This window comes from Novosphingobium sp. (assembly GCF_032093395.1).
Taxonomy (GTDB): Bacteria; Pseudomonadota; Alphaproteobacteria; order Sphingomonadales; family Sphingomonadaceae; genus Novosphingobium.
On the sequence record NZ_DAMDBA010000175.1, the window covers coordinates 1 to 1,850 of the forward strand.

A 1,850-nucleotide genomic window follows, 5' to 3' on the forward strand; every position below is an offset into this window, starting at 1 on the left:
GGCGCCCGACAGCTTCGGCATCAGACCTTCACTGAAGGTGAGCGTGATACGCGAAGGCGCCGAGACGCTGGCGTTCGCGGCGGGCGTCGAGGACACAAGCTTGGGATGCGCGTAGGCCGGAGCAGAAACACTCAGGCCGACGGCGGCGATAACTGCGAGAGGCGAAAAGAAACGCATTGGAACATTCTCCTGTAGATCCCATGAGACAATACGCAGCCCGAGCCCCCACCCCTCGCAATTATTCTTTTCAATCTACAGCAAGGGTTCCTGGACCATCGTGCGTATTGAAGGATGAAGACGGAGAAGCACCATGGATGAACTTGACCACCTGCTCTCGCGGTTGCGCGATGCGCCTCTCGATCCCAGGCTCGGCGGCCTGGAAAGCCGGGTCATGGCGGAAATAGCGCGCATCCGGGCCATACCAAGCCTTGGCGCTATGACGTTCGGCATCGCGGCCGCAACCGCGCTGTTCATCGGAATTGCCGGCTCGGCAGTTCCGACACGGTCTGCTGATGCCAAACCGCTATCGCCCTTCGATGCTCGGCTCGCGCTTGCGCCCTCGACGCTGCTGAGCTCGCAGTGATGCGCGACCGCCGCCGGCTCCTGCTCCTCGTCCTGGTGACCTTCGCCGCGGCGATCGCTGGCGTTGTCATTGGCCGCGTCTATGTGGTTCCAGTGCGCCCGGTCGAAAATGAGCTGCACGAGCTGCTCCATCGCGATCTGAAGCTGAATTCAGCGCAACACAGCCGACTCGAGACAATCGAGAAGAACTACGCGATCCGGCGTCAAGCGCTGGAGGCCGAATTGCGCGCCGACAATGCGCGTCTCGCGGAAGCGATCGAAGCGGAGCATGGCTATGGCCCGCAAGTCGCAACTGCGGTGGATCGCTCGCACCAGGCCATGGGCGCGCTGCAGAAAGAAACACTTGAGCATATCTTCGCGATGCGGGCCGTGCTGCGCCCGGATCAGACGGACAAATTCGACGACGCCGTGGTGAAAGCGCTGACGGCCAAATCCGAATGACCGCGTGCCTCCCCGACTGCTCGGACGGGGAGCTCGCGGCTCTGGCGCTTGGAGGCCGGCAAGCGGCCTATGGCGAGCTGGTCCGCCGGCATCAAGGTTGGGTTCACCGGCTCGTGCGCAGCCATGTCGGATCTATGGATGAGGCATTGGATGTCACCCAGGCGAGCTTCGTCGCGGCCTTTGCCGCACTCAACCGCTATGACGTAACCCGACCCTTCCAGGTCTGGATGTCCCGGATTGTCATCAACAAATGCCATGACTGGCGGCGTCGGCGAGCGGTTCGAAATTTCTTTGCCCTAGCCCTACCGCTCGGCGAGGCGGACGGCGTCGCCGACGACGCACCGCTGCCCGATCAGGCGATCGGGGCCGAACAGCAGCTCGCGCAAGCAATGAAAGCGATTGCTGCCCTGCCGTCTTCCCTCAAGGACACGCTTATTTTGCGTACGATCGACGAGAAATCGGAAGCTGAAACCGCCGAAATTCTCGGGATCAGCCAGAAGGCGGTCGAAACGCGCCTCTATCGAGCTAGGGCACGCCTTTCGGAAATATTAAAGAAAGTTTGAGGGGGATGAGGCCATGCTGCGTATTCCCAATAGGTACGCCCTCTTTCTTAAAGCTGAGACAACCGAATGATTTCTGCTCTCGACCGCCGCCAGTTCCTCCGCGGCGCGGCCCTCGCCGGCGGCGGCGCAGCATTGTCAGCCTGGCTGCCGGCCTGGGCGCAGACGATCTCGCCGGGGATGCGACCGACGCTGCCGACCGTGTCGGGCGAAGACATTACGCTCACCATCGCCCGGCAGTCGATGACCATCGACGGGCGCAAGTTC

Annotated in this window: 5 protein-coding genes; 4 read left to right on the plus strand and 1 reads right to left on the minus strand. The window is 62.2% G+C overall.

The window, feature by feature from the left end:
• Positions 1-177, minus strand: a 177-nt coding sequence (locus tag RT424_RS24455) for a copper resistance protein CopC (RefSeq protein WP_313443508.1), incomplete at its 3' end; no start/stop codon positions are given.
• 133 nt (positions 178-310) lie between these two features.
• Between RT424_RS24455 and RT424_RS24460 the strand changes: the two genes are divergently transcribed.
• From RT424_RS24460 to RT424_RS24475, 4 genes are all read left to right on the plus strand, one after another.
• Positions 311-583, plus strand: a complete 273-nt coding sequence (locus RT424_RS24460; protein ID WP_004212738.1) for a hypothetical protein — start codon at positions 311-313, stop codon at positions 581-583.
• Positions 583-1,023 carry a periplasmic heavy metal sensor gene (locus RT424_RS24465; RefSeq protein WP_007683368.1) on the plus strand — a complete coding sequence of 147 codons (441 nt, stop codon included), beginning with the start codon at positions 583-585 and terminating at the stop codon, positions 1,021-1,023. Before RT424_RS24460 ends, RT424_RS24465 begins: the two co-directional genes overlap by 1 nt.
• Positions 1,020-1,586, plus strand: a complete 567-nt coding sequence (locus RT424_RS24470) for an RNA polymerase sigma factor (protein ID WP_007683367.1) — start codon at positions 1,020-1,022, stop codon at positions 1,584-1,586. Before RT424_RS24465 ends, RT424_RS24470 begins: the two co-directional genes overlap by 4 nt.
• Positions 1,587-1,652: 66 nt before the next feature.
• Positions 1,653-1,850: twin-arginine translocation signal domain-containing protein (locus RT424_RS24475; RefSeq protein WP_313443506.1), on the plus strand; the 198-nt coding region annotated here is incomplete at its 3' end.

Coding starts and splice junctions, on each gene's coding strand:
- RT424_RS24460 (WP_004212738.1), top strand. CDS start 311: ATGGATGAACTTGACCACCTGCTCTCGCGGTTGCGCGATGCGCCTCTC.
- RT424_RS24465 (WP_007683368.1), top strand. CDS start 583: ATGCGCGACCGCCGCCGGCTCCTGCTCCTCGTCCTGGTGACCTTCGCC.
- RT424_RS24470 (WP_007683367.1), top strand. CDS start 1,020: ATGACCGCGTGCCTCCCCGACTGCTCGGACGGGGAGCTCGCGGCTCTG.